Origin of the sequence: Pseudoalteromonas shioyasakiensis, assembly GCF_022398475.1 — a bacterium.
Taxonomy (GTDB): Bacteria; Pseudomonadota; Gammaproteobacteria; order Enterobacterales; family Alteromonadaceae; genus Pseudoalteromonas.
In genome coordinates this window covers 28796-55248 of the sequence record NZ_JAKEVM010000011.1, presented here as the reverse complement: position 1 = coordinate 55248, position 26453 = coordinate 28796, and the positions used below count along the sequence as shown (strand labels likewise).

At 40.3% G+C, this 26453-nt stretch carries 28 protein-coding genes; 16 read left to right on the top strand and 12 right to left on the bottom strand.

Annotation, left to right across the window (positions count from 1 at the left end; genetic code table 11):
• Positions 1–139: 139 nt before the first annotated feature.
• From L1D51_RS04120 to L1D51_RS04050, 15 genes are all read left to right on the top strand, one after another.
• A complete protein-coding gene (locus tag L1D51_RS04120) occupies positions 140–418 on the top strand; it encodes a hypothetical protein (RefSeq protein WP_054562366.1) in 279 nt (92 codons plus the stop codon).
• Between the two features lie 220 nt (positions 419–638).
• Positions 639–1217 carry an LON peptidase substrate-binding domain-containing protein gene (locus L1D51_RS04115; protein ID WP_239962781.1) on the top strand — a complete coding sequence of 193 codons (579 nt, stop codon included), beginning with the start codon at positions 639–641 and terminating at the stop codon, positions 1215–1217.
• A 62-nt stretch (positions 1218–1279) separates the two neighbouring features.
• Positions 1280–1903: a sigma-70 family RNA polymerase sigma factor gene (locus L1D51_RS04110; protein ID WP_054562364.1), complete on the top strand. Its 624-nt coding sequence runs from the start codon at positions 1280–1282 to the stop codon at positions 1901–1903.
• Positions 1896–2546, top strand: coding sequence for a ChrR family anti-sigma-E factor (locus L1D51_RS04105; RefSeq protein WP_054562363.1), 651 nt, complete (start codon positions 1896–1898; stop codon positions 2544–2546). The genes L1D51_RS04110 and L1D51_RS04105 overlap by 8 nt, the downstream gene beginning before the upstream one ends.
• Before the next feature lie 10 nt (positions 2547–2556).
• The gene (locus L1D51_RS04100; RefSeq protein WP_239962771.1) at positions 2557–3510 is read left to right on the top strand and encodes a YbgA family protein; all 954 of its coding nucleotides are present in this window, start codon (positions 2557–2559) and stop codon (positions 3508–3510) included.
• Entirely contained in the window at positions 3510–4901 is a 1392-nt protein-coding gene (gene phrB / locus L1D51_RS04095) for a deoxyribodipyrimidine photo-lyase (protein ID WP_054562361.1), read from the top strand. Before L1D51_RS04100 ends, phrB begins: the two co-directional genes overlap by 1 nt.
• Before the next feature lies 1 nt (position 4902).
• Positions 4903–5349, top strand: coding sequence for a nuclear transport factor 2 family protein (locus L1D51_RS04090; protein ID WP_054562360.1), 447 nt, complete (start codon positions 4903–4905; stop codon positions 5347–5349).
• Positions 5349–6059 carry an SDR family NAD(P)-dependent oxidoreductase gene (locus L1D51_RS04085; RefSeq protein WP_054562359.1) on the top strand — a complete coding sequence of 237 codons (711 nt, stop codon included), beginning with the start codon at positions 5349–5351 and terminating at the stop codon, positions 6057–6059. Before L1D51_RS04090 ends, L1D51_RS04085 begins: the two co-directional genes overlap by 1 nt.
• Positions 6056–7312 (top strand): NAD(P)/FAD-dependent oxidoreductase, encoded by a 1257-nt coding sequence (locus L1D51_RS04080; RefSeq protein ID WP_054562358.1) that lies wholly within the window; start codon positions 6056–6058, stop codon positions 7310–7312. The genes L1D51_RS04085 and L1D51_RS04080 overlap by 4 nt, the downstream gene beginning before the upstream one ends.
• A complete protein-coding gene (locus tag L1D51_RS04075) occupies positions 7305–8054 on the top strand; it encodes a DUF1365 domain-containing protein (RefSeq protein ID WP_239962769.1) in 750 nt (249 codons plus the stop codon). Before L1D51_RS04080 ends, L1D51_RS04075 begins: the two co-directional genes overlap by 8 nt.
• A 4-nt stretch (positions 8055–8058) precedes the next feature.
• On the top strand, positions 8059–9321 hold the full coding sequence (locus tag L1D51_RS04070) for a class I SAM-dependent methyltransferase (RefSeq protein WP_239962767.1): 1263 nt from the start codon (positions 8059–8061) through the stop codon (positions 9319–9321).
• On the top strand, positions 9299–9793 hold the full coding sequence (locus L1D51_RS04065) for a DUF2878 family protein (RefSeq protein ID WP_239962765.1): 495 nt from the start codon (positions 9299–9301) through the stop codon (positions 9791–9793). Before L1D51_RS04070 ends, L1D51_RS04065 begins: the two co-directional genes overlap by 23 nt.
• 55 nt (positions 9794–9848) lie before the next feature.
• Complete coding sequence (locus tag L1D51_RS04060) at positions 9849–10346, top strand: chalcone isomerase family protein (protein WP_239962763.1); 498 nt, start codon at positions 9849–9851, stop codon at positions 10344–10346.
• Positions 10339–10872, top strand: coding sequence for a DUF3833 domain-containing protein (locus L1D51_RS04055; RefSeq protein ID WP_054562353.1), 534 nt, complete (start codon positions 10339–10341; stop codon positions 10870–10872). The genes L1D51_RS04060 and L1D51_RS04055 overlap by 8 nt, the downstream gene beginning before the upstream one ends.
• 204 nt (positions 10873–11076) lie before the next feature.
• Entirely contained in the window at positions 11077–11352 is a 276-nt protein-coding gene (locus L1D51_RS04050) for an HU family DNA-binding protein (protein ID WP_004586404.1), read from the top strand.
• Between the two features lie 82 nt (positions 11353–11434).
• Here L1D51_RS04050 and ilvN read toward each other — a convergent pair whose 3' ends face one another.
• The 9 genes from ilvN to L1D51_RS04005 all read right to left on the bottom strand — a co-directional run bounded on the left by ilvN (position 11435) and on the right by L1D51_RS04005 (position 22836).
• On the bottom strand, positions 11435–11932 hold the full coding sequence (ilvN, locus tag L1D51_RS04045) for an acetolactate synthase small subunit (RefSeq protein WP_054551998.1): 498 nt from the start codon (positions 11930–11932) through the stop codon (positions 11435–11437).
• A complete protein-coding gene (locus L1D51_RS04040) occupies positions 11932–13656 on the bottom strand; it encodes an acetolactate synthase 3 large subunit (RefSeq protein ID WP_062565671.1) in 1725 nt (574 codons plus the stop codon). The genes ilvN and L1D51_RS04040 overlap by 1 nt, the downstream gene beginning before the upstream one ends.
• A gap of 785 nt (positions 13657–14441) precedes the next feature.
• A complete protein-coding gene (locus tag L1D51_RS04035; protein WP_239962761.1) occupies positions 14442–15416 on the bottom strand; it encodes a transposase in 975 nt (324 codons plus the stop codon).
• Between the two features lie 302 nt (positions 15417–15718).
• Positions 15719–16726, bottom strand: a complete 1008-nt coding sequence (locus L1D51_RS04030; protein ID WP_054563906.1) for an isocitrate dehydrogenase — start codon at positions 16724–16726, stop codon at positions 15719–15721.
• A 215-nt stretch (positions 16727–16941) separates the two neighbouring features.
• Complete coding sequence (locus L1D51_RS04025) at positions 16942–18639, bottom strand: hypothetical protein (RefSeq protein ID WP_239962759.1); 1698 nt, start codon at positions 18637–18639, stop codon at positions 16942–16944.
• A 6-nt stretch (positions 18640–18645) separates the two neighbouring features.
• A complete protein-coding gene (locus L1D51_RS04020; RefSeq protein WP_054563904.1) occupies positions 18646–19029 on the bottom strand; it encodes a DUF3192 domain-containing protein in 384 nt (127 codons plus the stop codon).
• A 71-nt stretch (positions 19030–19100) separates the two neighbouring features.
• Complete coding sequence (gene xni / locus L1D51_RS04015; RefSeq protein WP_054563903.1) at positions 19101–19874, bottom strand: flap endonuclease Xni; 774 nt, start codon at positions 19872–19874, stop codon at positions 19101–19103.
• Between the two features lie 11 nt (positions 19875–19885).
• Positions 19886–21229 (bottom strand): nucleotide 5'-monophosphate nucleosidase PpnN, encoded by a 1344-nt coding sequence (gene ppnN / locus L1D51_RS04010; RefSeq protein WP_054563902.1) that lies wholly within the window; start codon positions 21227–21229, stop codon positions 19886–19888.
• A gap of 71 nt (positions 21230–21300) precedes the next feature.
• Positions 21301–22836 (bottom strand): GGDEF domain-containing protein, encoded by a 1536-nt coding sequence (locus L1D51_RS04005; RefSeq protein ID WP_054563901.1) that lies wholly within the window; start codon positions 22834–22836, stop codon positions 21301–21303.
• Positions 22837–23038: 202 nt separating this feature from the next.
• Here L1D51_RS04005 and L1D51_RS04000 point away from each other — a divergent pair, with 202 nt between their 5' ends.
• Positions 23039–24820: a M61 family metallopeptidase gene (locus tag L1D51_RS04000; RefSeq protein WP_239962757.1), complete on the top strand. Its 1782-nt coding sequence runs from the start codon at positions 23039–23041 to the stop codon at positions 24818–24820.
• A 20-nt stretch (positions 24821–24840) separates the two neighbouring features.
• On the opposite strand, the gene L1D51_RS03995 is transcribed toward L1D51_RS04000, so the two are convergent.
• From L1D51_RS03995 to L1D51_RS03985, 3 genes are all read right to left on the bottom strand, one after another.
• Positions 24841–25635: a glycosyltransferase family 25 protein gene (locus tag L1D51_RS03995; protein ID WP_239962755.1), complete on the bottom strand. Its 795-nt coding sequence runs from the start codon at positions 25633–25635 to the stop codon at positions 24841–24843.
• Between the two features lie 64 nt (positions 25636–25699).
• Positions 25700–25885, bottom strand: a complete 186-nt coding sequence (locus L1D51_RS03990) for a DUF1289 domain-containing protein (RefSeq protein WP_239962753.1) — start codon at positions 25883–25885, stop codon at positions 25700–25702.
• 36 nt (positions 25886–25921) lie between these two features.
• Positions 25922–26434, bottom strand: a complete 513-nt coding sequence (locus L1D51_RS03985; RefSeq protein WP_055021702.1) for a hypothetical protein — start codon at positions 26432–26434, stop codon at positions 25922–25924.
• Positions 26435–26453 lie beyond the last annotated feature (19 nt).

The window sequence follows — 26453 nt, the reverse complement described above, 5'->3', positions numbered from 1 at the left end:
AACCAATACTGAATGAGCTTAAAAAATAAATTAATTTTTAATCTATTAAAAATCAATGGTTTAAAATTTATTTTCAGGGTGGCACAACCTTTGATTAAGTAATTACGACTAATTACTTAAAGAGACAAGGAATACCACTATGAATAACTCACTTAAATTAACTACTGCTGCGTTACTTGTATTAGGGTCAACTCAAGCAAGTGCTACTGACTTTGAATTAGATATCAGCAACACAATTACACAATCTGTTAAAAGCTATGTTCAACAAGCGAGTAACGAGCTGAAGGAAAGCGTAATGAACAGCATTGAGTTTGATGCTCAAAAGTTACTAGATACTTACATGAGTGAAGATGCAATTGCTTCGAAAGAAGAAGAGTTAAAAGTTGCTCAAGCTCCTAAAGCAACAAACAAGCAGTAAGGAAACAAGACAATGAGTAGTGAAATCAGCTTATTTTTACTTATGGTTGCACCGGTTTTGAGTTTACTCAGTGCATATGCATCTATCGAATTATTTCGTAACGTTGCACAATGGTTCAACTTCTAAGGTACAAAGTAGATATTAAGATTTCATGAAATATTGATCGGCGGATTAAAAGCGCACGTAATTAAAGGCATGTGGTTTTAGAATAGTAGACTTTATGAAGCGTGCGATTTTTCCTTTACCGGTTTTTATTTTACCTGAAGGGTTCACCAAGCTAAGAATTTTTGAGCAGCGTTACTTAACGATGGTCAAAGAAGCTGTACAAGATAACACTGGTTTTGTGCTGTGCACTTACCAACACGATACAGATCTTAACTTGCCCGAAATTGGTTGTTTAGTGCAAATAACCGACTTCAATCAAGATGATAATGGTCAATTATTAATTGATGTTTATGCTGAGCATGCAGTGTCTATGCATAACGCTTTTCAGGATAAGCAGCAACTTCGACATGCTGACATCGAAATAATTACGTCACCTTCATGGTACGTAAGCACGCCAATTAATGACGAAAACACTTTATTGAGTGACACACTTCGTGCTGTATTTGCAAATCAGCCGGATTTAGCAGGCCTATATAAAGTCCCACAATTCGATAACCTTGCTTGGGTTGTTGCCCGTTGGCTTGAAATTTTGCCAATATCGTTAGTTAAAAAACAACAACTTGCTTATAAATCTAACTTTGAAAACTTGCTAAGTTTCCTCCATACTCTAATCAACAACGAATTTACTGATTAATGTGATCTAACATCAACTATTTGCCGTATTACTTTAAACGACAATAATTGGATGACATAAAGATGGTAAGTCAACAACTTCAAACAGGTTGTAAACCTAACACAGGTCAATACTCTGCCATGCCAGATACTCCAAGCAAAGAGCTTGCTGATGCTTTATTTGCTGTTGCTGAGCACCGTGATAAACGTGCGTTTGCAATACTTTTCCAATATTTCTCACCAAAAATTAAACGTTTTGGAATAAAGCAGTTCGGTTCTGAAGCACAAGCGATGGAATTAGTTCAAGAAACACTAACCTCAGTTTGGCGTAAAGCACACCTTTACCACAAAGAAAAAGGTGCAGCGACAACTTGGGTATACACAGTAATGCGTAATGCCTCTTTCGATATGCTAAGAAAAATGAAGAGCAGCAAAGAAGAGTGCATTAGTGAAGATATCTGGCCATTGATAGATGAAGCCGAGCCGGGCCAGCACGAATTCAGTGACCACTTAGAAGATAAACAGATCAAACAGTACCTTGATAAACTACCGCTTGCGCAACGTGAAGTTGTGCGCGGGGTGTACTTTCAAGATATGTCGCAAGAGCAGCTTGCTGAACATTTAAATATTCCCGTAGGCACAGTGAAATCTCGTCTTCGCTTAGCCTTGCAGAAGTTACGCAATGAAATGGGAGATCACCATGATTAAGCACCATCCTAGCAACGAATTGCTTGCCAAGTTCAGTGAAGGTAATCTACCTGCCACTTTGAGTGTTGCAGTCGCTATTCATGTTGAAATGTGCCCTGTGTGTCAAAACGAACTCGCTGCGCTTGAAGCGAAAAATGCTGATAATGTTTTTACTGAATCAGCTACCGACTTGGATGATATGTTCGATAAAACACTTTTTGATGCCATCACCGCTGATGAATCAATTGATGAAGTGTACGAGCAAGAACAGGTGTCAGTTGATGTTAAAGATAAAACCTACACTTTACCTAGAGCACTTACACGCATTGGCCACAGCAATTTTATGCAAATAGGCAAACTTGCCCGCTCTCGTATTGATTTAGAAGATGGCCCATTACGAGCAAGCCTGCTTCATATTGATGCGGGTGGTGAAATACCTGAGCACACTCATACTGGATTTGAGCTCACTTTATTATTAGATGGGGAGTTTAGTGATGAAGACGGACACTATGTACCGGGTGACTTTATGATGTTAGATGGTCGTCACAATCACACACCAAAAACGATTGAAGGGTGCTTGTGCTTTACAGTTGTTAGTAGTGCCCTACACTTCAATAAAGGTATTAGTAAATTACTGAACCCAATTGGTAATCTTATCTATTAGTAGAGTTTATATGCAGCAATCGACAATTAAAATTGGTTTAAGCGCCTGCTTAGCAGGCGACAAAGTTCGCTTTGACAGCGGGCACAAAAAATCTAATTTTTGCATGGATGAGTTGGCTAACCATGTTGAATATAAAAAGTTTTGTCCTGAAGTAGCGGTAGGCCTGCCAATCCCTCGACCAACTATTCGTCAAGTGCGTGTTGGCGATACTATTAAAGTGTGCCGCCCAGATGGCACTGGCGATGTTGGCCCTAAATTAACAGAATACGGTAAACGTGTTGCGACAGAGCAAACTGCAGATTTAAGCGGCTTTGTATTTTGTGCCAAAAGCCCTAGTTGCGGAATGGAACGTATTAAAATCTACAACGAAGCGGGAACGGGCAATACCTCAGAAGGTATCGGCTTTTTTGCAGAGCAAATAATGGCACATAACCCATTGTTACCTTGCGAAGAAAACGGTCGTTTAAATGATATGCACCTTCGCGAAAACTTTGTAATGCGTGTTTATACCTATAAGCACTGGCAAACATTAAGCGAACAACCACTCACAGTACATAGATTGACTCAGTTTCATGCCCAATATAAGTACTTATTGATGGCTCATAACTACGAAGCTTACCGTAGCTTAGGAAATCTGCTTGGTACTTTTGATGGCGAAGATATCCAAACTTTGGCTGATGAATATATTTTGGGGTTAATGACAGCCCTTAAAAAACCAGCTTCACGTAAAAATAACGCTAATACATTAATGCACTTGCAAGGTTATTTTAAAAAATCGCTTTCTAAGATTGAAAAGCAAGAACTACGTGATGCCATCGATGAATATCGCCAAGGGTTAGTGCCACTTTACGTACCTCTTACGTTAATTAAGCATCATTTAAAAGTGCACCCAAACGAGTATCTTGCTCAGCAAGTGTATCTTGACCCCTATCCGAACGAATTAAAACTACGCTACGGAATTTAATGAATACATTATTTTGGTTTAGGCGCGATCTGCGCCTTTTTAATAACGACGCTTTGTATCAGGCAATCGAAAATGGTTGCAGAAATGCGGTATTTTTTATTACTGAAAAGCAATGGCAAAAGCATGATGTGGCTGATATTCAGCTAGATTTATTAAAGCGTAGGCTTAGCTTCTTGGGGAAGCTTTTAGCAAGTAAAGGTATTGAATTACATATTATTGATGCAGCTGATTACGCCGGTTGTGTTGAAAAATTAGCGTCATTTTGCGAGCAACACCAAGTAAAAAATGTATACGCTAACAACGAATATGAGCTTAATGAAGTAAACCGAGATAATGCCTTTTTACAGTACGCTGATAGTAAAGGGATTGCTTTTTGCGCATACGACGGCGATGTAATTGCGCCGCCAGGGAGTATCAAGAATCAAAGCGGCGAAATGTTTAAAGTATTCACGCCATTTAAAAATGCATGGCTAAAAGTTTATCAAGACACCCACTTTTATTTTGCTGAGCCGCCAGAGATGTTCGAGCCCATTGAGTGGCAGCCAAGTGAGTTATTAGCCTCAGACGGCAACTCAGAAAAGTGGCCTGTCGATGATGAAACGCTCAGCCACGTTTGCGCGCGCTTTATTGAAGAGAAGCTAGCAACATATCAAGACCAGCGTGATATCCCAAGCATTAAAGGCACTTCAGGTTTAAGCCCTTACTTAGCACTTGGCATTATTAGCGTTCATCAACTATTGGCACTGATCCAGCAGCGCCACCCGGATGTACTACGAAGTAGTAAAAGTAACTTGTTTTGTTGGGTTAACGAACTGATTTGGCGTGAGTTTTACCGTCATCTTATCGCTATCTATCCAAATCTAAATAAATACGATAACTTTAATGAGAAATACAACGCCGTGAAGTGGCGTGATGATGAAAGCGACTTTAAAGCATGGTGCGAAGGTAAAACAGGCTACCCGTTAGTCGATGCTGCAATGAGGCAGCTACTGCAAACTGGCTGGATGCATAACCGTTTACGCATGGTGGTCGCGAGCTTTTTAACTAAGCACTTATTAATTGATTGGCGTAAAGGCGAACGCTTTTTTATGCAGCATCTCATAGACGGCGACCTTGCATCTAACAACGGTGGCTGGCAATGGGCTGCAAGTACGGGGTGTGATGCTCAGCCGTATTTTCGAATTTTTAATCCTATCACCCAAAGTGAGCGATTTGATCCAGATGGTGAATTTATCCGTAAATATTTACCAGAGCTGGAAAAAATACCTGCTAAACAAATCCATTTTCCGCATGATTATTTAGCGAAACAGGGTAAGTCGAGCAGTTATTGGCCAGCAATTGTTGATCATAAAGCCGCGCGAGAGCGAGCGCTAAACGCATTTAAGGTGTGACATGGACAAGGCGATCCTTGATAGGTTTATTGATGTTTATCAATCACTCAATAAAGACAATTTACAGTTACTGGATGAAATTTATCACCCAGATATCCAGTTTGCAGATCCTTTGCATGCAGTAAATGGTCTTGGGGAGCTGCGTGACTATTTCAAAAACCTCTACGCCAATGTGCTTTCTTGTGAATTCGCTATCGAAGACAGCTATGTTACTGAAAATATTCAGAGCAAAGACGACACCGCTTTTATCTATTGGACCATGTATTATCGCCATCCAAAGCTAAACAAAGGCAAAGCAATCTCGGTTGCGGGTCATAGCCGTTTAAAATTTGCTAGCAATAAAATAATTAATCACCGCGATTATTTTGATGTAGGCGCTATGCTTTATAGGCATATTCCAGTGCTTGGCTCGGCTGTGAAATACATCGATAAAAGAGCGAGTGCATAATGACGACATTAATTACAGGTGCTACCTCAGGTATTGGCGAGTCATTAGCAAAGCTTTATGCAGACAATAATGAACAGGTCATTGCATGCGGTAGAAATACAGAAAAGCTTGCTAAATTGAGCCAGCATCAAAATATAGAGTCTTGCCAGTTTGACGCAACCGACCTTCAAGATATTCGTTCGAGCACAGTGGCTTATACACAATTTGACCGGGTTATTCTCAATGCTGGCAATTGTGAATACATTGATGATGCTCGCAATTTTGACAGCAGTTTGTTTGAGCGGGTGATCACGACCAACTTGCTCAGTATGGGCTATTGCCTGGAGGCGTTATTACCAAAAATAAAGCCCGGTGGTCAGCTTGTAATCGTAAGCTCTAGTGTGACTTATTTACCCTTACCACGCAGCCAAGCATATGGTGCGTCTAAAGCCGGTGTAAGTTATTTAGCCAATAGCTTGGCGGTTGATTTAAAAGATATCGATGTCACTTTAGTTCACCCAGGTTTTGTTAAAACGCCGCTTACAGACAAAAATGACTTTCCAATGCCAATGGCGGTGAGTGCAGAAAAAGCGGCAAATTATATTTATAAAGGGGTCGCGAAAAGGCGCAAAGAAGTGCACTTTCCGCACCGTTTTACCTTCATTTTAAAATTTTTAAGAATGCTTCCTACGCCACTTTGGCTGAAGCTTGCAAAAGGATTATCACGTTGAAAAAAGTGGCTGTTATTGGATCTGGCATAGCGGGTTTAAGCTGTGCGCACCTATTGCATAAGCACTACGATGTAACCGTATTTGAGAAAAACGACTACATAGGTGGCCATACTGCAACCATAGACGTAAAAGTTGATGGCGTTGAGTACGCTGTTGATACAGGCTTTATTGTCTTTAACGACCGAACTTACCCATATTTTGAAAAACTACTTAAGCGCTTGGGTGTTGAGCGTCAGAAAACGCAAATGAGCTTTAGTGTGCATAACGAACAAACCGGCTTTGAATATAACGGCCATACTTTTTGGAGTTTGTTCGCACAAAAGCGCAATATCTTTCGCCCTAAATTCTGGAAACTTTTAAAAGACATTGTGCGCTTTAATGATGTGTGTAAATCATTACATGCTGAAAAAAATTATAAAGAAAATCAAACTCTAGGCGAGTTTTTAGACGAGCATGACTTTAACGAGTTCTTTCGTTTTCATTATATCTTGCCGATGGGCGCTGCTATTTGGTCTACAAGCATTAAAGAAATGGCACAAGTTGGCGTAGAGTTTTTTGTTAAGTTTTTTTATAACCACGGTTTGTTGGATATCACTAATCGCCCGCAGTGGTATGTTATTCCGGGTGGCTCTCGCGAATACATTAAACCTATGATCCAAGGTTTTGCTGATAAAATTCGTTTAAATAGTAATATCAGCTCGGTATCTAGAAAAGATGATAGTGTGCATGTCCATTTCGATGATGGTCATAGTGAAACATTCGACAAAGTTGTGTTTGCTTGTCACTCAGATCAAGCTTTAAAGCTGTTATTAGACCCTAGCGAAGACGAAAAAAGCGTTCTCGCAGCTATACCTTATACGGCTAATTCAGTGGTACTACACACTGATACTACACTGCTACCTAAACGCAAAGCCGCATGGGCGAGCTGGAATTATCTGTTAAATAACAACACAGACAAAGCTGCTGTTGTGACTTATCAGATGAATATTTTGCAAGGCATTAAGAGCGACACGCAATTTTGTGTCACGCTTAACCACCTTGATGGCATCAAAAAAGATAAAATTTTACGCGAGTTTACCTATCATCATCCGGTATTTAATAAACAGTCGATTGCCGCTCAGCAGCAAAAGCCTCTTATAGACGGTAAAAATAATAGCTATTTTTGCGGTGCGTACTGGTACAACGGCTTCCACGAAGACGGTGTAAGAAGTGCTGTAAATGTGGCAAAGCAACTCGGAGTCGAGTTTGAATAGCGCCATATATGTAGGTGATGTTCGCCACAGGCGCTTTGCCGTCAAAGAGCATCACTTTAAGTACCCACTTTATATGATGTGGGTCGATTTAGCTAAGCCTGACGAGCTTAATGGAGTTCATCCTTGGCTTGGCTTAAGTGGCTTTAAGGCACTTAAATTTAATCAGAGCGATTATTTTAATTATCAAACCGATATGCAGTTGCCACTCAAGCAGCGTGCACTTAATAAAATTAAAGAGCTTGGGATTGACGATGAATTTACCCGTGTTTTTATGCTCGGACAGGTGCGCTGTTTGGGAATTTATTTTAGCCCGGTTAATTTTTTCTTTTTTCAAACTGGTCATGGCGATTTCACTCACATGCTTGCTGAAGTGAGCAATACGCCTTGGAATGAGCGTCATTATTATGTCGTACCCCTTGAAAAAAAAGTGAACTTTAAAAAGGTTTTCTCCGTATCACCTTTCATGAACTTAGATATGAACTATCATTGGCATATTAGAATGAATTCTGATAACACCATGATTCATATTGAAAATAAAAAAGACGACACTCTTTTGTTTGATGCAACCCTGCGTTTGCAAAAGCAGCCTCTCACGAAAGAGCAGGTTAGCGCCGTGCTTAAACAGTTTCCGGCTATGACGTTAAGTATTTTTAAAGGTATTTACCTTCATGCTTTGAAGTTGTTTTGCAAACGTGTGCCATTTATTGGCCACTCGGGCAAACAAGAGAATTCAACTAGGTGATGTGATGGAAAAAGTATCAAATTTAACACAAGCCCAAACGACCGGCTGGATGACAAAGCTTTATAAAAAACTGGTAATAGGTGCATTCAACAGTATCAATGTAGGTTGCATTACCCTAAAAGAGGGTAACCAAAAAGAGCAATTCGGTGACATTACAAGTGATTTACATGCAACGGTCACGGTAAATGATGCTGCTATGTATAAGTCATTTGCGTTATCTGGCAGTGTGGGGGCCGGAGAGGCTTATATTCTTGGCTATTGGGATTGTGACAACCTCACTAAACTTATTGAAATATTTGCTCTTAATCAAGATCAGCTAGATGCATTCGAGAAAAAATTCGCCTTTTTGAGTGGCATTGTGCACCGAGTTAATCACATTAAAAATAAAAACTCAGCAAGCGGTTCAAAAAAGAACATTGCGGCGCACTATGATTTAGGCAACGACTTATATAGTGCATTTCTAAGTGACGAAATGTTGTATTCATGTGCTGTTTACCCTTCAAAACAAGCTAGCCTTGAACAGGCCCAAGAGCACAAACTAGCATTGATTTGTGAGCAGGTTGATTTACAACCAGGTGATTCGGTGATTGAGATTGGCACAGGGTGGGGCGCCTTTGCGATTTATGCAGCAACGCATTTTGATTGCCATGTAACGACGACCACAATTTCTGATGAGCAACATGCCTATGTTGAACAAAAGGTTAGAGAGCTTAACCTTGAGCATAAAATTACTTTATTAAAGCAGGATTACCGCCTCTTAGAGGGCAAGTACGATAAGCTTGTATCAATCGAAATGATTGAAGCTGTCGGTCATGAGTATTTGCCTGGCTTTTTTGCAAAATGTCAGTCTTTACTAAAAGACAGTGGTGCCATGCTTATTCAAGCAATCACCATAGCTGATCAGCGTTACAGCCACTACCTTAAAAATTCCGATTTCATTCAGCAGTACATCTTCCCGGGTGGTTGTTTGCCTTGCTTAGACGAAATGAATAAGCAAATAAAGCAGCAAACAGACATGGTTGTGCATAGTGTAAAAGATATTGGTGTTCACTATGCAAGAACACTGGCTGATTGGCGCGAGCGCTTTGTCGCTAGCTGGCCTGAAATAGATAAAGTCAAATTTGACCAGCGATTCTATCGTTTATGGTTATTTTATTTAACTTACTGTGAAGGTGCGTTTAGAACCCGTGCTATCAGTACAGTTCATCTAGTTGCCCGTAAACCTCGTTTTGGCCATTCTGGCGATGATATCGCGCTCGATTATTAATTTTGCTTTGTTTCAAGGGGTATGGTTTATGGCCTTACTCCTTGAGCATAATTCTCTGATACCCGCTTTAGCTGTTATCGCTTTGATGATTTACCTATCAAAGCAACGCCAGCAAGATAGTTGGCTACTTTTATGTGGCTTGCCTCTCGCTCTGGGCTATGAATGGCTCGCCAGCAGCTTTAATTTACTTGCCTTTAAAGTAAGTCCTTTTCCTTTATGGCTTGTTGTACTTTGGGCTGCACTGCTTTTAACCATTAATACTTCGATGCAGTTTTTACAAAAGCTGCCTTGGTATATTGCATGGGGTGTTTGCGCGTTATTCGCTCCTGCTAGTTACTACGCTGGAATGCGCTTTGAAGTGCTTAATACTGAGCTCGTTCTTTGGCAGTTTTGGCTTGTTTATGGCTTAGGTTGGGCAAGTATGTTTATGGCTATTATCGCTATTAATAAGCGATTTTTAGCGGCTAAATGATCAGTTTTAGGTGGTTTTTCGTAGTGTTTGATAACACAACTTTAAGGATTATTTGATGAAACAGTCACTTAATTTAAGTTTATTTGCTGCGTTATTGTTCTCTGCGGGAGTGTATGCAAATGGCTTTAAAACGGTGGGCCAAGCGAAAATGGAGTATCTGTTTTGGGATGTTTATAACGCTAAATTAGAGACTCCATCGGGCTCGTATCAGTTTGGCCAACACCCAAGCAAACTTACACTTACTTATTTGCGGGATTTCGATGCGAAAGACATCGTCAAAGCAACCAACGAGCAATGGCAACATTTAAAGCTCAATGACATGGTAGGTACTTACGATAACCAATTATTAGCCCTTTGGCCTGATATCAAAAAAAACGATTCGTTGTCTTTTCAAACAAACGAACAAGGAATTGGTACTTTTTACTTTAATGACAAAGAGCTAGGGCAAATCGATGATAAAAGATTCGCTGACAACTTCTTAGCAATTTGGTTAAGCGCCGACACGTCTGAACCATCACTTCGTAAACAGCTTATTGGAGGGAAACATGATTAAGCTCAAAGCACTCTTTATTTTCGCTATGGTACTGTTAATTACCAGCTGCTCTGCGCCAGATGTTGATTATTATCAAGGTACAGAGCCTAAGTTTGACTTTAAGCAGTTTTTTAGTGGTGAGCTCAAAGCCTACGGCGTTGTGCAAGACCACAAGGGCGAGTTAACACGTAAGCTGGTTGTAGACATGCAAGCATCTTGGAATGGCAATCAGGGAGTGATTGACGAGCAATTTGTTTATGATGATGGCGAAACGCAAACCCGTGTTTGGTACATCACCATTAATGATGATGGCAGTATCACAGGGACAGCATCAGATGTGATTGGCGAAGCAAAGGGTGAGAGCAATGGAAGCGTGTTCCATTGGACATATTCTGTCGAGCTTCCATATGATGGTAGTACTTTAGTGGTAAATTTCGATGATTGGATGTACTTGGTAACACAATCACGCTTGATAAACCGTACCGCTATTGATAAGTTTGGCTTTGAGGTCGGGGAAGTTACCTTGGTTATCGAGAAAATTGAATGATGGTTTAGCTATCATAAAATTTTGTGATGGAAGTTAAATTAAGTCTTTATTAATACTGATGTCACTAACCTTGTGATTGATAGTTAAATAGTAGTCATTTTTGAATAAATTACGTAAAAATAGCAATTTGCTGTTGCTAACTTCTCAAAAATGCATAAAGATAGGTTTTGCGAAGGCAAAATAATAACGAATAGGAATCTAACAATGAATAAAGCTCAATTAGTTGAAAAAATTGCTACTGATGCAGAAATCTCAAAAGCGGCAGCAACTCGTGCACTAGATGCATTCACTGGCGCAGTTACTAGCTCTCTTAAAGAAGGTAACTCAGTAGCATTAGTTGGTTTCGGTACTTTCTCAGTAAAAGAGCGCGCAGCGCGTACTGGCCGTAACCCACAAACTGGTGCAGAAATCCAAATCGCAGCAGCAACTATCCCAAGCTTTAAAGCGGGTAAAGGTCTTAAAGACCAAGTTAATCCTTAATAGGGTAACTTACTAATTATTGAAAAAAGGGCTTATAGCCCTTTTTTTGTAACTGGCGTTTTGTTGCGATAGCGAAAAAGGCTTATGCCTTTAACGCTTTATCACCACGACCAATACCAACAGCACCTGAACGTACAACTTCAATAATGTCTGATTCATGACGCAGGGTATCAAGGAAAGATTCAATCTTTTCTGTGCTCGCTACAAGTTGTAGTGTGTAGCTGTGGCGCCCCATATCTAAAATAGCACCTTGGAACACATCAGCAACACGCGTTACTGCTGCTCGAGTGGTTTCATCTTGGGCAAAAACTTTCACCAATAATAGCTCACGCTCGATATGTGCCATTTCGGTTAAGTCAATAATCTTTAGAACATCTACAAGCTTGTTCACTTGTTTAGTGATTTGCTCAACGATGCGATCATCACCCATGGTTGTAATGGTAATACGCGAAAGAGAATGATCGTCAGTTGTGCCAACAGTCAGACTATCGATGTTGTAAGCACGCTGTGAAAATAAGCCTACAATGCGCGATAACGAGCCAGGTTCGTTTTCTAATAAGATTGATAAAATACGGCGCATTATGCTTTTACTCCTTTACGTAACCACATATCATCGACTGCCCCTAGCTTGATTTGCATAGGGTAAACATGTTCTTTTTCATCTACACAGATATCTAAAAATACCAGTCTGTCGTTAATAGACATTGCTTTTTCAATAGCAGGTTGAAGCTCATCAATATGATCAACGCGAATACCTACGTGGCCATAGCTCTCTACTAATTTTACGAAATCAGGAAGTGATTCCATGTAAGAAGATGAATGACGACCAGAATACATCATATCTTGCCATTGACGTACCATGCCCAGTGAGCGGTTATTCAATGACACTACTTTTACAGCTAAATTGTATTGTAAACATGTTGATAGCTCTTGAATGTTCATTTGGATTGAACCATCACCCGTTACACAGATAGATTCTTTTTCAGGGAAGGCAAGCTTAACGCCCATTGCCGCAGGTAAACCAAAGCCCATGGTGCCTAAGCCACCAGAATTAATCCATTGGCGAGGGTGTTTAAACGGATAATACTGAGCTGCAAACATTTGATGCTGACCCACATCAGAGCTAATGTAAGCATCTCCATTGGTTGCTTTGTAAATTGCCTCGATAACGGCTTGTGGTTTGATTTTATCGCCATCAGTGCTGTAGCTTAGGCATTTTTGTTCACGCCAGCTAATAATTTGACGCCACCAGTCTTCTTGTGCCGAACGATCAATTGAAATAGGGCTCTTATCAATCGCCGTTTGTAACTGCTCAAGCACTGTTTTCAAGCAGCCAACAACCGGGATGTGCGCTTTAATTGTTTTAGAAATAGAAGTTGGGTCAACATCAACATGAACAATCGTGGCATTAGGGCAGAACTTTTTAACGTTATTTGTTACCCGATCATCGAATCGAGCGCCTAAAGCTAGAATAACATCAGCATTTGCCATGGCTTTATTTGCCTCAAGGCTGCCATGCATACCTAACATACCAATAAAGTTAGGGTGAGTACCGCTGATACCACCTAGGCCCATTAAGGTGTTAGTGATTGGCGCATTTAATGATTCAACCAAGTGAGTTAGTTGCTCAGAGGTATTTGATAGAATAATGCCGCCACCTGAGTAAATAACCAGTTTTTTAGCTTCTAAAATTGCGCTAACTGCTTTTCGAATTTGTTTTGAGTGGCCTTTAGTGTTCGGGTTATAAGTTCGAAGCTCAGTTGTTTTTGGAAATTCGAATGGAAACTTTAGCTCAGGGTTAAGCATATCTTTAGGTAATTCAACCACAACCGGGCCAGGGCGGCCTGTGCTGGCTAAGTAGAATGCTTTAGCTAAGATTGTTGGAATATCTTTTGCGCTACGACAGTTATAGCTGTGTTTTACGATAGGGCGAGAACAACCAACAATATCAGTTTCTTGGAATGCATCATCACCAATTAAACCAGTAGGAACTTGGCCAGATAACACCACCATTGGGATAGAATCCATGTATGCTGTTGCGATACCTGTTACACAGTTTGTAGCGCCAGGGCCAGAAGTTGCTAGCACCACACCGACTTCCCCGGTAGCACGGGCATAACCATCAGCCATATGAGTAGCGGCTTGTTCGTGACGTACTAAGATATGTTCAATATCTTCTTGTTGAAATAACGCGTCATATAAATCAAGAACAGACCCGCCAGGGTAGCCAAAAATATACTTAACATTCAATTCTTTAAGTGCCCGAACAACTAGTTCGGATCCATTATATTCAGTTGTACTCATCCTCATTCCTCTGTGTGTGCAAGCATAAATGCATAAAAAAACCCCCGCATATGGCGGGGGTTTTTTAAAAAGCGTGCTTTCACCTTTTAATAGCCTCCCGCTGGGCTTGTAACTAAGACCAGTACGAGAACGTTGACGACTAAAAGGTGACGGCGAATATTCATTATTTTTTAATTTTCTTCTAAAAAATGCACAGCCGACTAGATGGCTGCTGTTTAAAAAATGTTAGGAGTATTTTTAAGCATTTTGGAAACTGATGTCAACCGCAAATGTGGCTTTTTGCATTAATTTTTCTGTATTTAAGTTTTTTGATATTTTTGTTGCACCCACATGCTTAATTGTTATTGTTTTTTGGTGGAACTATGCATTGAATTGTTCGTGTGGCAAATTGCTAACTATACCAATAGATAATGCATTTACGTTACTGCCTTGCATAACTTAGCTACTATCAGAATAGGTTTCTTTTTATAATTAGACACCCATCTTAACACCTCGCTACAATAAGGTTTGGTTAATTTTTAAAAAGACAGCCAACTTAAATATTTAACCAGACACCCAACTTATTTTTAATAAGAATCAGCTAAAGATAGATGTGAATTATTCAGAACAAGTTGAATTGCTATAAAAATAGTGATTTTTCATTGTCATTAATTAAATTTCAGTCTTATGTGCTGAGTTATTTTTTTAGTTTTACACACTGGTCAGTGCTAGTTGCAATAGTTGTTATGCTTCTAGAATTAAAAGGATTGGATTTGTAAAATTGATTTCTAGTGTCGAATGTGTAACTAAGTAAATAAGGCTAAGCTATTAGCTATAGAGCTTCTTCGTTTTCGCTTCATGTGATTTGTATAAGCTGTGATTGCTTGTTCTTTACCTGCAGTATTTTTAAATGAGCGAGTAAAGGAAGTAGTAAGTGTGAGCCAGTTTTCTGCACAAATGTTTAATCTTTCAAGTATTGGTAACGTATTATCTGGGATTTTCCCAGGCTTATTTTCTCGTATTGAGCGGCCTGTCCAATCAACAAGTTGCAGGTATGTTTTGAGCTCAAATGGTAGTCCCTTAGGCATATGTTTACGAGGTCTACCTGCAAAACGCATAAGCGATTTTGGTTGCTTATTATTTTGAGCTGCATTAATTCTAGATTTAATACTGGTGTAGTCAGATTGCTCAGGTAAATCAGCCGCTTTTGCTCTAACAGGATTTAAATCTACATAAGCAAGGCATGCAGCAAGTGCAGCTTCATCAAGTAAAGCTTGTGATTTAAAGCGACCTTCCCAAAACCGTCCTTTGCACTCATCTTCTTGATTCGCTTTTCGTGCAATACCCTCGTTAAGGACTCGCATAAACCAACTAATACTGCTGAGCCTCTCACGATATAAATTTACCCTGGTATTAACCGCAGAAAGCTCTGCTTGTGTTAGTAATTCGCCATTTAAGAACCGTTGGCAAAGGAATGTACTTTTGAATAATTTGTGCCACCTAATTAGAATCGCTTTATTATTTAGACGCTTAGCTTTTGCTATATCAATGTGAAGAACCAGATGAGTGTGATTACTCATTACAGCATAGGCGCAAATATCAATACAAAATATCCTGCCAAGTTGAAGTAGTTTCTTTTCAACCCAACCCCGCCTATGTTCATATGAACGACCCGTAAGTGGGTCTTGTCCACACAAATAAGCGCGACGAACGCAGCGTGAAATGCAGTGATAGTAAGGTGTGTTTGAAACGCTAATTAAGTTTCTACGCGGGGTTGCCATGCTCTTCTCCTCCTTGAGTTGAACAATACAAGTTTAGCCATAATTTTGAGAAGTGAGAAATTTTAAGTTGGATGTCTAGTTAGTCTTGTGGAAGTGTAGTGGTTAAAGTGGGTGTCTAGTTTTATGTTGAGGTTTTACTAAAAAGATAAAAGTGGATGTCCAAATAAGCTAAAAAATAAAAGTGGATGTCCATTTAAGTATTCAATTAAGTAGAGAGAATAAAAAAGCCAGTCGTAGACTGGCTTTTGGTAAGGAGGTGTTTAAGGGTTATTAGCTTGTCATAAGCCTTAAACAAATGTTTTTTATAGACGCTCAATTACAGCTTGAGTGAAGTCTGTAGTACCGTGGCTGCCGCCTAGGTCGCGAGTTGTACGGTCGCCTGATTTGATAACATCAGCAACTGCGCTGCGGATGCGCTCTGCAGTGTCGCCCATACCTAGGTGCTCTAGCATTTGGATAGATGCTAAGATCACTGAAGTTGGGTTTGCAAGGTTTTTACCAGCGATATCTGGTGCGCTACCGTGTACAGCTTCGAAGATTGCTGCATCTTCACTGATGTTTGCGCCAGGAGCCATACCTAAACCACCAACAAGACCAGCACATAGGTCAGATAGGATGTCACCGAATAAGTTTGTAGTAACGATTACATCAAACTCATCAGGAGTCATAACTAGTTTCATACAAGTTGCATCAACAATCATTTCTGTTGATTCGATTTGTGGGTAACGCTCAGCTACTTCACGTGCAACTTTTAAGAATAAACCAGATGTTGATTTAAGGATGTTAGCTTTGTGTACAGCCGTCACTTTTTTACGGCCTTCACGTACCGCTAGTTCGTATGCAAAAGTAACGATTTTTTCTGCACCTTCACGGGTGATTTTTGACATTGCTTCTGCTTCGTTACCATCTTCAGAAACCACTTGGCCAAGACCTGAGTACATGCCTTGTGTATTTTCACGAATAGTGATGATATCGATGTCGTCGTAACGAGCTTGTGTACCTGCGAATGATTTTACAGGACGAACGTTAGCGTAAAGGCCAAACTTTTTACGTAAAGTTACGTTGATTGAAGTGAAACCTTCACCAACCGGAGTCGTTAATGGACCTTTTAAAGTGATCTTGTTACGCGCGATTGTGTCGATTGTTTCTTGCGGAAGTAACTCACCAGTTTTTTCTAGGGCAGCAAGGCCAGCATCAACGAATTCATAATCAAAATCGCAACCTGCAGCTTTAAGGATCTCAAGTGCTGAATCAATAATGCTAGGACCAATGCCGTCGCCTTTGATCACTGTGATGGTTTGTTTAGCCATTTACTTTTCCTATTTATGAGTAGATAAACACGTAAACTTATCGCGAAATAGCATGCGATTTACTTGTTAGAGGGTTTACGTGGATGTGTTTGAAAATTTAAGCGGCTTTTATAGCAATTTATTCAGCTTTTTGCCAGTTTATCCTGTGAATACTGACTATAAACAGACTAAAGTTCATATTTATTTAACGTTTTCGCACTTTTTAACAACACAATCTAAAAATTGTCTGCAAATTCACAGTTTTTCAGATATGCATAAAAATCTGCTTTTGATTGCCAACCAGCAGCCGATAAGCTGTCGAAAATAACCTGTTCTTGCCAACTACTAAATAACGCTTTGGGTTGAAAAACATAATAAGTAAATAGCTTAATCGCGACCCAATGTTTTTCATTGATATCGAGAGTTTGTTTTTTATGTTGCTCACTACCAAGTAAATGCTGTGTCCAACTGTTATCGCCAATCAGTTGATTTAAATACGCCGTTAGTGGCTCTTGGTTTAAGTGACTAACGCCAAACAAACAGGCAAGTGGTGGGCTTATTACCTGTTCTTCGGCCTGGTCAAATACAGTTTTACGAGAAATACTGGTTGCTTGATGTTCGCAAAGGTATAAAACATAGGCATATAAGGGCAAAGTAACTTGCTCAAATTGAATAGAATCGGTGTGCTTAAATAGCGCCTGAATAATGCGTACCATATTCTCAAGGCGCTTAGAGATATGCTGAAAAAGCGGGTGAGAGGTGGTTGCAACCAAGCGTTGAAATAATACTTTTTGGATAATCGCAGGGGCGTTATCGTATCCGACCATAGATAAACAATGGCGCAAGTCTTTAGCTCTTTGCTGCTCTTTATTATAGGGTTTAGAGGCAACAGTAAGCTGGGTTATCAATTCAGGGTAGGGACTTAAAAGTTTATTTAAGCCACGGTAGCTATATTCTTGCGATACTTTTAAAGAACTAATTAGCTCTAAATAGTGCTGCCTTCGCTGCTGATTTATTGGCTGTGACTCAGCAAAGTTAATGTTTTCACTAAACCAAACTGTGTACAGCAAACGAGTGTCTTTACAATGTCTTTGTTTGTCAAAAATAGTTAAGCTCGCTTTAAAGCGATGCCAGCGAATTTTTTCAGGGCGGCTGGCATCAACCAAAATATGGCGGCCGTGTTCATCTGTGGCTAAATAAATAAGTATTTGTTCGGCATACTTTACTTCACTGGCCGGAATGTAAGGGCCAATATGCGCAATCAGTGCTTTTATAGCATTTTGGGCAAATTCATTAGGGGTGCGTAAATAAATATCAGCTAAGGCTTTGTGCACACTAATGTGACCACCCGACTCCCGGTAAGTCGTATTCATGGCAATAATATTAGCCAAAGCAACTAAGGTTGTTGCGCCATCGTAAATCATAATTTTCGGCGCGCTTAAGAGTGCTTGCTTATATTTATTTAAACGCGCTAATAAATGCTGAATAGAAAGCGTATGTGGGCCTGAGTCCTTTAGTAATTTTGCTGCTAATTGATGGCGACACTGCCAAAGCTTTTTATCTTGAGCCGTCAGGGTCTGTCCTGCCGCTAACTTATTACTTTGTGATTGCACGCAGAGGTAATTGGCTAAACAGCAGCTAATTATTTGTTCGCTAATGGCTTGGTTGTAGTTAAGGCTCCGGCACAAAATGCAGGCTACAACACATTGGTTTACAACTAAGTTTGTGGTGTAACCATGGTTCGGTACATACAAGCTTAGTTGTGCTTGCATACCTTTTGGGCAGGCTTGATACAGCAGGTAATAACGCTCAGCTAGGTTACTTAATAAAGGGAAAATTTGTGACCATTTTTGCTTTTGATGATAAAGCTTAAGTAGCTGGTGTGTACTATCAAATAAGCGTGCCAATTCCCGTGGCGTCACGTTTTCCATCATAAGCGGTTAGGTTTCTTGTTGATAGCTTTCATAGGCACTTGGCCCCCATAATACCAGCTGACCATTTTTAAATAGTAGGCCTGTGCATTCATCGATGGTGGTTATGCCATCAGATTTAACATGCTGAGTGCGGTAAAAAATAATCTGCCAAACATTGTCTTCGACTCGTTTTGCATAGGTTAGATCGGGGCTACCTAAATAATCAAGCACCGCATTCAGGTTTTCAGGCTTATCAATCGATAGTTTTGCGATATAGCGTTTATTAAAAGCTTCACGGTCTTGCCAGATCATGGCTTGCGGATCATCTTTATAAAAAGTGATCACTAGGGTTGCTATCAGTGCATAAACACCTAACCCAAGTACCAGATATTGGAAAACCTTTTTAAACATGTGTAACTCTATAAAACTAACGCGAATTTTCAGTATACGCTCAGTTGGCAAACTGTGCTACGAGATTGCGACTAATTGAGCCTTAACTGCTTTAAACTAAAGCCTAAGTTAATATCGGTACGCAGCATAACAAGGTTTTTTGAAATTACGAACATGTCCATTTCTGAACTCAGCTTACGTTTAAGAGTCGGGTTTAGCTCATCATCGTTCATGGCCGCTTCTATCGACTCATAATCGTTTATTAATTGCTGCGCCGACTTATTACCTATCCCTTTAACGCCCGGAATATCATTAGTTTTATCACCTGCTAATGCCCAAAAATCAGCAAGTCGATGCTTTGGTACATCAAAGCGCTGCTTGATATCTTCAAGCTCAATATACTGTTTTTTAAAGTAATCAAAAATTGCAATTTGCTCAGATAAAAACGGCAAAAACCCTTTATCAGTAGAAACGATGGTAGAAGGCACATTATTAGTTGCGGCCTTGTAAGCAAGGGTGGCAATGATATCGTCGGCTTCATCATTATCAGGTGAAAACACCACAATGCCAGTGTCTTCAATTGCTTGTTTAAAGCGTGATAAGTTTTGCTTGAGGGTGTCAGGCATTGGTGAACGAGTGCTTTTGTAGGCCTCAAAGTAGTGATAACGCCAACTTCTTTCACCATCAAACACGGCAATCGCGTGAGTTGCATTCGTTTGCTGGCGTAACTTTTTGCAAGCATGTGCCACTCGGGCACAGCTTGCTTTTATCATATGCTCTTCACTGTGATGACTCTGATTACTATCAACAGCATAGATGCGCCTAATAAGATTTAGCGCATCTATTAAAAGTAATTGGGTTGTCACATAGGCTCCTGTTAGGCTTTGATCTCATAGCAAGGAATATACTTACTGCCAGGCAACTTCATTCGGCCTTGCTCAACAAATGCTGCCAGTAGTTTGTCCATATCAGCCATAAGCGCAGGTTCACCACTTAGCACAAAGCGGCCATGTTGTTTGATGGCTTGTAAGCCTTCGTCTTTAACATTACCAGCTACAATGCCTGAAAACGCACGGCGTAAATTAGCTGCGAGTTGCTGAGTTGGTTGATCTAAATGTAAATCTAAGCTCGACATATTAGCATGAGTTGGTGCAAACGGCTGTTGGAAATCATTATCGATTTTTAATGTCCAGTTAAAGTAGTAAGCATCGCCTTGGCTTTTACGGTATTCGCGTACTTCAGCCATCTTTGCTTTAAGCGTTTTACCAACTCGCTCTGGATCATCGATGATCACTTCAAACTTATCTAGCGCCGCTTTACCGAGAGTTTTCTCAACGAATTTACACAGCTCAATAAAGTAGTTTTCACTTTCTTTAGGGCCAGTAAGGATCACTGGTAAACATTGTTTTTCGTTATCTGGGTGTAGCAAAATACCTAAAAGGTATAACAGCTCTTCTGCGGTACCCGCCCCACCTGGGAAGATAATAATGCCATGAGCTGTACGAATGAATGCTTCTAAACGCTTTTCGATATCAGGCAAAATCACCAGCTCATTTACAATCGGGTTAGGTGGCTCAGCGGCAATAATACTTGGCTCGGTTAAACCTAAGTAACGATTATTCGTAATACGTTGCTTGGCATGGCCAATGGTTGCGCCTTTCATCGGACCTTTCATTGCACCAGGGCCACAGCCGGTACAAATGTTTAAGCCACGAAGGCCAAGCTCATAGCCAACTTGTTTGGTGTATTTGTATTCCACTTCGTTAATAGAGTGGCCGCCCCAACAAACTATCATGCTTGGATCACTATTTACTCTCAGTGCGCCTGCGTTTCGCAGCATATCGAATACCATATGAGTAATGGCTTTTTGCTCTGTTAAATCTTTTTCGTATTTTTGACAAATAAACAGAATATCGCGAATAACCGAAAAGATATGTTCATGAATACCGGTAATAATTTCGCCATCAACAAAGGCAGATTCTGGTGGATTTTCAAGTTCGATCTTAATCCCGCGTTCGCGGCTTAATAAGCGAATATCAAAGTCTTCGTATTTATTATAAATTTCTAAGCTTGAATCGGTGTGGCTGCCCACATTGAGAACCGCGAGCACACAGTTCCTAAATAATTTATAGCGCTCGCTGGTGGATGATTGTTCGAGTAGATCAACTTCTAGTTGCGATAGTAAATCCAGTACACCTGTAGGATTCAGTTGTTTTAACATAAGCACTCTCCCGGCTCGTCTATGAGCCTTTATCATTGTGTGTCAAAGACCTCACATACTAGATGAGGCCTTTATTTGCTAATGCAAACTCTATTTCGTCCCTCGTTCTTGGCTTTGTATAGTGCTTCATCTGCACGGTCAAAGGCAATCAGCGGGGTATCACCTTTTTTCAACTGGGTTGCACCAAGAGAAATGGTGATTTCTACTTGCTTATTTTTAAATTTAAACGGAATGCCTTGAATTGTTTTGCGCAATTTTTCAAGTGGCACAGCGGCATTTTCAATCGACATTCCACTCATTAGTAACACAAACTCTTCGCCGCCGTAACGGGCAATAAAGTCTGATTTACGAATTGATTTTTGTAATGCTTTAGCAATTACTTGCAGTGTTTTATCACCGGCACTGTGGCCATATTGGTCATTGATTGATTTAAAGTGGTCTACATCAATCACTACAAAGGTAATGTCTGATTCTTGGACATTAAATAAGTTAAATTCATGATTAAAGCGTTCATCAAACGCTGCACGGTTTGGCAACTTAGTTAGGCCATCGAGTAAGCTTTTAAAGCGCTGCTCATTTAGGCGCTGCTTATAGGTCGAAAGCTTGGTTTCTAAATGACTAATGCGGCTATTAATATCGTTAAAGCTAGCGAGTAAGTTTTCGCGTTCTGTTTGTTCTAGCTTTTCTTTTGCGATTAAATCATCACTTAATGATTTTAATTCTTCTTCTACAAGCTCTTTAAGCGAAGAAATAGACGTCGCTTGCTGTGTTTGCGTATGCAGGTTTTTAATTTTGCTTTCGATTTGCTTGTTAAGCGTGTCGTATTCAGCGCTCAGAGATTCTGAATGCTTACTAGTAGAAACAATTGAATGATGTAAATCTTCGATTGTTTGATTTAATGAGATCAAAAAGCTTTGCGCTGATTGGCGCTCTTTGCTCATATTGCGCGTAACGATGCTGATAATATTCAGTGCAGAATCAAGCAGATCGTCAACACTATCATTTTGGGTTATTTTACTTTTGATAGTTTTAATTTGCTCGGCACTTTCATCTTCGAGGACTAAGTCATTGGCAAGAGAGAGCAGCTGTGTGGCAAGCTCTGGTCTTATTTGCGCCTCAGCTGTATTTGTTGTTGCAAGCTTGGCTTGTAAGGCTTGATGATAAATTAAAATCAGCTTTGAAAGTAGTGGCACAAAGTCATGATTAGACTGAATATTATTTAATTCGTGGTCAAGTAAGTAACGTAGCGAACGACGTGCATCTTCAGGCAAGCCTCGTACTTTTTGCAGCTGCTTGCCTGCGTCAGTGACGCTTTCATTTAGCTCACGTTGCAGTGCCATTTGCTTAGTTTCTTGTTGTTTTAACAGGCCAAGCACATCATCGATAAAGGGGGTGAGTAATTCGAATTTAACCCCTTTTTTAAGGGCATTTCTAAATTTCGCTAAACGATTGTCTAGTTCAATGTCTAGTCCTTTACAGCTTAGCGATAATTTCGCTGCAAACTGAGAAAGAACTTCAACTTGATGTTTGCGCGCATCTTCGACCACAGTTCGAGCGTCGATCGCTTGCTTTAACTTTTTATTAAGAACATCATGCTGTTGCTGCACCTAGTAATACCGCCATCAAAAATTCAAATTTCTATTAGCTAAGTTTACAACAAATTAATACGAAATGTAGGTTCCAAGTCAAAAACTTAGCTATTTTGTCTATCAAACTTGTTGCAATGGCTGTTTATCGGTTTTTAATTCACATTTTTTCTCGCAATTGTTAGGCTATTTCGCAATTTTGATAGTAATAAAAAGAGTTGTTATGAAAAAGTTTTTGGCAATGTCTATTTTGGCGGCCTGTTCTAGCAGTGTGTTTGCAGATGTGAACTACTCACTGTCTATCACTCAGCCTGAGCACCATTTAGGTAATGTTAGTGTTGAGTTTCCGCAAACTGCACAAGCACATTTAGATATTAAACTTCCAGCTTGGCGTACTGGCCGTTACGAAATTTTAAATCTTGCCAATGGCGTGCGCTTTTTCGAAGCAAAAGATGATGATGGTAAGGCATTAAAGTGGGAAAAAATTGACCACAGCACTTGGCGTGTTCACCTAAACGAACCTACTCAAGTCAATGTAGATTACCAAGTTTACGCTAACGAGCTAGGTAAACGTGCTCGTCATATTGATGATAGCCATGCCTTCATTGATGCTTCTGGCTTTTTCATGTTCAGCGAATCATTCCGCCAAGACCCAGTTAAAGTTGAGCTAAATGTACCAAAAGAATGGCGCTCAGTATCGGGTATGGAAAATGCGGGTTCTAAACACAGCTTTAAGGCCGCTGATTACGATATTTTAGTTGATTCACCAATCGAAACGGGTATCAATGAGCTACACAAGTTCACTGTTGATGGCCGTGAATATGAGCTCGTTATTTGGGGTGAAGGCAACTACGATGTAGATCAAATGCTAACTGACCTTAAAAAGCTAGTGACAACGGGCAACGTAATTTGGGATAACTACCCGTATGAGCGTTATGTGTTTATGGTACATGCTACGTCAGGTGCAGGCGGTGCAACAGAGCATTTAAACTCAACAATTATCCAGCGCCCACGTGACCGTTTTGGTTCTCGTAAAGATTACCTTGCGTTTATCAGCACCGCAGCTCACGAATTTATTCATACTTGGAACGTAAAAGCATACCGCCCTAAAGGTATTGCGCCGTATGACTACACCAATATTAACTACGCGAAAACATTATGGATTGCAGAGGGCTCAACCAGCTACTTTGAAGATCACTTAATGGTGCGCGCTGGCATTGAAACAACCGATGAGTTTTTCGGTACGTTAACGAAAACCGTTAATCGTCACTTACAAACACCGGGTCGCGAAGTACAAAGCGCAACTGAAACAAGCTTTGATAAGTGGATCAACCAAGGCGGCGATCATGCTCGTAACTACAGCACCAATATCTATTTAGAAGGTGCATTGATTTCAATGGCGCTTGATATTGATTTGCTAGAAAAAAGCGATGGCAAAATCAGTTACCGCGACGTTCACCGCGCGCTTTATAACAAGCATCGTTTACCTGATGGTTTTACGCCAGATGATGTTAAAGCAATTTTAAAAGAGCTTACAGGTCGTGATTATAGCGCTTGGTGGCAAGCGAATGTGGATGAGCCAGCTGCTATCGACTTTGATGAGCTACTTGCAAAAGTAGGCTTAGGTTTAATTCGCCCTGAAGGCGCAAAATCAGTACCTAGTATTGATTCGTTTGCAAAAAACAGCGGTGAGTTATTAACCCTAACTCATGTTCGCCGTGGTGGCGCTGCATGGCAAGCGGGCTTAACGACTGATGACAAAATCGTGGCGTTTAACAAAAAGCATGTCGGTAAAGACCTAACAGCCAGCCTCGAAACGTTTAAAGCAGGCGACACAGTGACTGTTGATTTCATTCGACGCGATGCATTACAAAGCACAACGCTAACACTTAGCGAAGACTTTGATAAAGAGAAAAAGGTCAAAGCATTAAAAGATGCAACCCCAGCTCAAATGGCATTGTTTAAAGCGTGGATGGGGGTTGACCACCCAAACCAGGCAAAATAATAGGCAAGCTAAATAAATCGTTAATGATTTTTTATTGGTAAGAGAGGAGCTGCGGCTCCTTTCTTTTTGTTTGGTACTAGCTGCGCTTTTACAAACTGCTTTGTGTACTTTGTGTTTAGTAATGCACTATGAAGTTGCTGTTTTTTACGTCGCCAAAACGACTTTTTAACTTTGGTTGATCTATCCCGAATATCGCTTTGTGAATTATCGGGTTGTGACACTGGGTAGGGCAGCAAAGAGTATCCATAAACACCGGTTTCCCACACATGTTGTAAATCGCAGTCAACGGGGCGGCCAAATGTGGCTGTGGCTTTTAACAGCGCTTTTGCACCTTCAAAACTAACAGCAGTTGCACAGCAGCCAGACATAAGCTTTTTATGAATGACTAAGTGTTGCTCATCAGCAAGGTGTTTTGTAAAGGCAATTTCCCGACTTCGGTCTTTATAAGCGGCCAATTTTATTAGCTGCCAAGGCTGTTTTAATGTACTAATGTTTTCAATTGCACTGTGAATAGAGCGGTCGAGAACAAAGTCATCTTCTAAAATAATGGCGTAATCTAATTGCCTATCGACAATGGTTTGCCATGCTTTTTTGTGACTCAGGTAACAGCCAATTTCACCTTTACTCAAGGGCTTATGGTATTTTTTTAGGTTTAAATCAGCACTATAGTGCTTAGTTACCTCTGTATCAGACAGCTCTCTACCATCAATTGCATCAAGGCGTTCAAATGCCAAATTTTGTGCATTTAGCTCATGGCTAACACGGTTTAATCGTTCAGTAGAGCTTGCTAAGTTAATTACAAAAATAGCGGTCATTATCGTTACCTGATGGTCAGTTTGAATCAGGCTAACAAGCTTTAATGACGCTTGGGTGTCAGAACTATTTCGCTTTTATGTCAGGGCGAGGAGTATTTAAAATCGCTTGCTTTTCTTGTTCGGATAAAATGATCCAATCAAAAATTTCATCATTACTGCGACCACAGCTAGTGCAATAGCCTTTTAGGCGATGACATTGACCGATGCAATCTGTTTTAAATTGGCTGGTTGGTTTTTTTGATTTTGTCATAGTGATGTGAAGGCTAATGTAGCCTTCATGAGTGTATTACTTACCTTCAATTGGCTTACCAATTTCAAGAGTGGTAGACCAAGGCTGTTTGCGTGATAGGGTTTTACCCGAATGAATTGAGATAACAGGGTTGTTTTCGTCAAGCACAAACGTGGTGCGTAACGATTCAGCTGACTCTTTTTGTGTTTGATGCCAATTATTACCCGCTAAACAAGCTTGGGTAAAATTAACCGCACGGGTGTGATCAGCGACAGCTTGTTGCTGTTGCTCGTAGTTGCCTACACAGCGGTAGGTTACATTGTCTTTATCAAGCGCCGTGATTTGACAGTTATCGGCAATAAGGTTGTATTTCGCTGTCCATGTTTCCATGTATTTAGTATTTACACGGCTACGTTTTAAGCCTTCAAAGCGGTTGTCGTAAGCACCTAATAGGGCGTTAATTTTCTCGCAAGGGGTTAAGTTATCAATGGCCGTTTGTTGTTCAGTTGTTAGTCCTGTACAACCTGTTAAAACAAGGCCAGTTAGTAAGGCGGCGAGTGGCTTTTTCATATCAGGCTATCCTTTTAAA

What these genes read in the sequence shown, in the direction of transcription:
- L1D51_RS04025 (WP_239962759.1), bottom strand. Translation starts at nt 18,639, where the DNA reads ATGATGGAAAACGTGACGCCACGGGAATTGGCACGCTTATTTGATAGT.
- L1D51_RS04110 (WP_054562364.1), top strand. Translation starts at nt 1,280, where the DNA reads ATGGTAAGTCAACAACTTCAAACAGGTTGTAAACCTAACACAGGTCAA.
- L1D51_RS04000 (WP_239962757.1), top strand. Translation starts at nt 23,039, where the DNA reads ATGAAAAAGTTTTTGGCAATGTCTATTTTGGCGGCCTGTTCTAGCAGT.
- ilvN (WP_054551998.1), bottom strand. Translation starts at nt 11,932, where the DNA reads ATGCGCCGTATTTTATCAATCTTATTAGAAAACGAACCTGGCTCGTTA.
- phrB (WP_054562361.1), top strand. Translation starts at nt 3,510, where the DNA reads ATGAATACATTATTTTGGTTTAGGCGCGATCTGCGCCTTTTTAATAAC.
- L1D51_RS03995 (WP_239962755.1), bottom strand. Translation starts at nt 25,635, where the DNA reads ATGACCGCTATTTTTGTAATTAACTTAGCAAGCTCTACTGAACGATTA.
- L1D51_RS04055 (WP_054562353.1), top strand. Translation starts at nt 10,339, where the DNA reads ATGATTAAGCTCAAAGCACTCTTTATTTTCGCTATGGTACTGTTAATT.
- L1D51_RS04065 (WP_239962765.1), top strand. Translation starts at nt 9,299, where the DNA reads ATGATATCGCGCTCGATTATTAATTTTGCTTTGTTTCAAGGGGTATGG.
- L1D51_RS04120 (WP_054562366.1), top strand. Translation starts at nt 140, where the DNA reads ATGAATAACTCACTTAAATTAACTACTGCTGCGTTACTTGTATTAGGG.
- L1D51_RS04070 (WP_239962767.1), top strand. Translation starts at nt 8,059, where the DNA reads ATGGAAAAAGTATCAAATTTAACACAAGCCCAAACGACCGGCTGGATG.
- L1D51_RS04090 (WP_054562360.1), top strand. Translation starts at nt 4,903, where the DNA reads ATGGACAAGGCGATCCTTGATAGGTTTATTGATGTTTATCAATCACTC.
- L1D51_RS04035 (WP_239962761.1), bottom strand. Translation starts at nt 15,416, where the DNA reads ATGGCAACCCCGCGTAGAAACTTAATTAGCGTTTCAAACACACCTTAC.
- L1D51_RS04050 (WP_004586404.1), top strand. Translation starts at nt 11,077, where the DNA reads ATGAATAAAGCTCAATTAGTTGAAAAAATTGCTACTGATGCAGAAATC.
- ppnN (WP_054563902.1), bottom strand. Translation starts at nt 21,229, where the DNA reads ATGTTAAAACAACTGAATCCTACAGGTGTACTGGATTTACTATCGCAA.
- L1D51_RS04085 (WP_054562359.1), top strand. Translation starts at nt 5,349, where the DNA reads ATGACGACATTAATTACAGGTGCTACCTCAGGTATTGGCGAGTCATTA.
- L1D51_RS04040 (WP_062565671.1), bottom strand. Translation starts at nt 13,656, where the DNA reads ATGAGTACAACTGAATATAATGGATCCGAACTAGTTGTTCGGGCACTT.
- L1D51_RS03990 (WP_239962753.1), bottom strand. Translation starts at nt 25,885, where the DNA reads ATGACAAAATCAAAAAAACCAACCAGCCAATTTAAAACAGATTGCATC.
- L1D51_RS04115 (WP_239962781.1), top strand. Translation starts at nt 639, where the DNA reads ATGAAGCGTGCGATTTTTCCTTTACCGGTTTTTATTTTACCTGAAGGG.
- L1D51_RS04100 (WP_239962771.1), top strand. Translation starts at nt 2,557, where the DNA reads ATGCAGCAATCGACAATTAAAATTGGTTTAAGCGCCTGCTTAGCAGGC.
- L1D51_RS03985 (WP_055021702.1), bottom strand. Translation starts at nt 26,434, where the DNA reads ATGAAAAAGCCACTCGCCGCCTTACTAACTGGCCTTGTTTTAACAGGT.
- L1D51_RS04105 (WP_054562363.1), top strand. Translation starts at nt 1,896, where the DNA reads ATGATTAAGCACCATCCTAGCAACGAATTGCTTGCCAAGTTCAGTGAA.
- L1D51_RS04060 (WP_239962763.1), top strand. Translation starts at nt 9,849, where the DNA reads ATGAAACAGTCACTTAATTTAAGTTTATTTGCTGCGTTATTGTTCTCT.
- L1D51_RS04030 (WP_054563906.1), bottom strand. Translation starts at nt 16,726, where the DNA reads ATGGCTAAACAAACCATCACAGTGATCAAAGGCGACGGCATTGGTCCT.
- L1D51_RS04020 (WP_054563904.1), bottom strand. Translation starts at nt 19,029, where the DNA reads ATGTTTAAAAAGGTTTTCCAATATCTGGTACTTGGGTTAGGTGTTTAT.